Origin of the sequence: Bradyrhizobium sp. (genome assembly GCF_049798375.1) — a bacterium.
GTDB lineage: Bacteria > Pseudomonadota > Alphaproteobacteria > Rhizobiales > Xanthobacteraceae > Bradyrhizobium.
Genome location: NZ_JBARGP010000075.1, coordinates 1 through 3,238 on the forward strand (window position 1 = coordinate 1; position 3,238 = coordinate 3,238).

The 3,238-nt window shown below is 64.3% G+C and carries 3 protein-coding genes; 1 reads left to right on the plus strand and 2 read right to left on the minus strand.

Annotated features, from left to right (window positions below; translation table 11 throughout):
* Positions 1-871 precede the first annotated feature (871 nt).
* Positions 872-1,156 (minus strand): hypothetical protein, encoded by a 285-nt coding sequence (locus WA702_RS03230; RefSeq protein WP_425109085.1) that lies wholly within the window; start codon positions 1,154-1,156, stop codon positions 872-874.
* A 351-nt stretch (positions 1,157-1,507) separates the two neighbouring features.
* Between WA702_RS03230 and WA702_RS03235 the strand changes: the two genes are divergently transcribed.
* The gene (locus tag WA702_RS03235) at positions 1,508-2,752 is read left to right on the plus strand and encodes an MFS transporter (RefSeq protein ID WP_425109086.1); all 1,245 of its coding nucleotides are present in this window, start codon (positions 1,508-1,510) and stop codon (positions 2,750-2,752) included.
* A gap of 193 nt (positions 2,753-2,945) precedes the next feature.
* Here WA702_RS03235 and WA702_RS03240 read toward each other — a convergent pair whose 3' ends face one another.
* Positions 2,946-3,131, minus strand: coding sequence for a type II toxin-antitoxin system RelE/ParE family toxin (locus tag WA702_RS03240; protein ID WP_425109087.1), 186 nt, complete (start codon positions 3,129-3,131; stop codon positions 2,946-2,948).
* Between the last annotated feature and the right edge of the window lie 107 nt (positions 3,132-3,238).

Below are 3,238 nucleotides of genomic sequence, written 5' to 3' on the forward strand. Positions count from 1 at the left end.
GCTCATCTGCATCCTCAACGTCATGATCGCACGTCGCCAGGAGTGGGACCCCAATCGTTACGTTGTGAGCTGATCGAGCGCGCCTCAATCCGCGCTCGGTCTCCGACCGAGCGCATGCAAATCCCAAGGACTGGCGAGCCGGCGGGCTCAAGGCCGAAGCCGCCGGAGGCGGTGGCGCGCCTTAGCGCCAGCCTTGAACCCGGCGGATCGCCGGTTCAAATCAGCACAGTTGCTCCCCAGGGACCGGCTGTTTTGCCCCTGTCGTCCGCGACGCCCGTCAAGAGCATCACGAGCTTGGCCTCAGCACCGGGAGGCCAGGACCACGCGACTTCGCCGTCCACGTCAGTCGCGCTCGTCGCGCGCAACCGATCATGGCCATCGCAGCCCGCCTCCACGTTCGTGACGACGCGCGTACGCCCCTTTCGATGAGGTGGGATGCGCGAAGCACAACACAATTTCTGCAAAAACGAAAGTCAAATTTTTGCGCAGGATGAGGAGACCGCAACCATCGAATTGAATACGCTCACGAAATGAGTTTTTCCGCGCAGGTCATCTTGCCGCCCATCGCGCGCTTCGATCGCAACACGAGACCACGAAACCGCAAGTGATTTGCCTGACGGGTCGGGCACGCTGAACACTCGCGCGGTGCGAGCACGCGTGTCGGAGCGCCTCGCCAGCCGCATCTTTTCGAGAGCCCAGCTATGTCCTCGTCACCGGCGAACTCGCCACGCTCGGCTTCTGCGAGACCTTCTCGCACGCCCGGACGGTGATCATCCGGAATGACGAACGCTCCGCCAGGCACCTCGGCCATCTGTTCGAGCAGAGCGCGACGTCGGCCGCGGGGTCGAAGCATCTCACCGGGCCACGACGGCTACGCCAGCGAGTTGGCGCTCGCCGACCGGATGACCATCGGCAGGCCCGCGAAAGCGCGCCGCGGCGTGCGGGAGCGGTCGACGAGAATGAGCGCGTTGTCGCCGAGTGTCACCCGCTCCCGGACCAAGCCGGCCATCACCGCACGCATCTTCAGGATGTCGCCGGCGACAAAAGAGCAGTCCTCGTCGCGATTGATCTGCTCACGGACGACGGCCTCGGCCTCGAGCATGCTGATGCGCAATGTCCTGATCAGGCGACGGATTTCACCAACTCGGTTGTGCATGACCTTCTCCGCTCAATGGATGAAGTTATAAGAACGAAACAAGAACGAGCAGTCAAGCGAAGAAGCTGCGGATCAGTCGCATATCAGAACGGGAGCAGCTTGAAGCGCTGATCGCTCAATTGTGACGGGCCTGCCCTCCACGCATATCAGGTCGCAACCTCACGGGGTGCCCAGATCGAGACATCTCACCTATTATTGCAACGCAGCATTTGCAGTGCGGAGCGTCGGTGCTGCCTCTCCCGCTTCTCCTCAGAAGGACCTCGGATGCCCTGTTCATGCCCCGCCGGCCATTCCGCCGCATGTGCCGACCTCGCAATGGCCGTTTTCCGGCCTGGTCGGCACGCCTGACCCATGAACAGCATCACTGATCCCGCGGCCTTCGCGGCCGCAACCGGTCCCAAGCCCCACCACCCCAGCCTCGTCCTGCTGGCGCTCTCGATCGGCGGCTTCGCGATCGGCACTACCGAGTTCGCCGCGATGAGCCTGGTGCCCTATTTCGCGCCCGATCTCGGCATCGGCGCGACCACCGCCGGCCACGTCATCAGCGCCTATGCGCTCGGCGTGGTGGTAGGCGCGCCCATCATCGCGGTGCTGGCGGCGCGGGTGGCCCGCCGCACCTTGCTGGTGATGCTGATGCTGCTGTTCGCGCTCGGCAACGGGCTCTCGGCGCTGGCGCCGACCTATGGCTTCCTGGTCGGCTTCCGTTTCGTCGCCGGCCTGCCGCACGGCGCCTATTTCGGCGTCGCCGCGCTGGTCGCCGCCTCGTTGGTTTCGCGCGAACGGCGCAGCCAAGCCGTCTCGCGCGTGCTTGCCGGACTGACCGTCGCCACCATGGTGGGGGTGCCCCTCGCCAATCTGATCGGCCAATATATCGGCTGGCGCTGGAGTTTCGGCTTCGCCGCGCTGCTCGCCTTACTGACAGCGACGCTGGTGCGGCTGTTCGCGCCCTATGGCGCGCCGCTGCAAGGCGCGAGCCCGCTGCGCGAACTCGGCGCGCTCAAGCGCGGCCAAGTGTGGCTGACCTTGGCAACCGGCGCGATCGGCTTCGGTGGCATGTTCGCGGTCTACACTTATCTGGCCTCGACCATGCTGGAGGTGACACACGCCTCGGCCTCGGCCATTCCCGTGATGCTGGCGATCTTTGGCGCGGGCTTGACGATCGGCAATCTGGTCTGCGCCTGGGCTGCGGATCGCGGCGTCATGGCAGCCGCCGGCGCGACCCTGGTGTGGAGCGCCGTCGCACTCGCGCTGTATCCGTTCGCCACCGGCAGTCTCTGGACACTGATGCCGGTCGTATTCCTGATCGGCTGCGGCGGCGGGCTCGGCACCGTGTTGCAGACGCGCCTGATGGACGTAGCCGAGGACGCCCAGACTTTGGCCGCCGCGCTCAATCACTCCGCATTCAACACCGCCAATGCGCTCGGCCCGTGGTTTGCCGGCATGGTCTTGGCGGCCGGGTTCGGCTTTCCCTCGACCGGCTGGGTCGGCGTCGCGCTGGCGATCTGCGGCCTCGTGATCTGGGGCGTGTCGCTGGCGACGGATCGGCCAAAGCCGGTGGAGCAGCGGTCTGAGGAAAGATTGTCGCGCGCGGCGTGACGAGCCCAAAGGGCTCGTCGGTTGCAGCCATCCGCTGTCTCATCAGAGTTGCGGATAGCTGCGCACGCGGCAGGCTCGCCAAGTCATCACGCCCTTCCCGGTATCGAAGATGGATTACGTGATGTATGACGGAATCTGAGCACGGTGATTTCGTCATCGCTGGCATGGTAATCGATCAGGTAGGGATGAGGAGTTAGAAAAAGCGGCGCACTCCGGAAATTCTCGTTTTGAGGCCGGCGTGAGGTTGAACTTCTAGCAAGGCAATGATCGCCGCAATGCGGACTTCGATCTTTGCGGCTCCCGCAGGAGATCGTGCTGCGACATAGCTCAATGCCCGATCGAGTTGCCGGAGCGCTGTCCTAGAGTAACGCAGTCTCACAGGCGGTATTTGGAAAGAACGGCTTCGACCTCGGCGTCGGACGCAATCTCACCGCGCGCCATTTCGGTTAGCGCTTCGTTCAGGTCCGCTTCCTCTTCCGGCGTCAG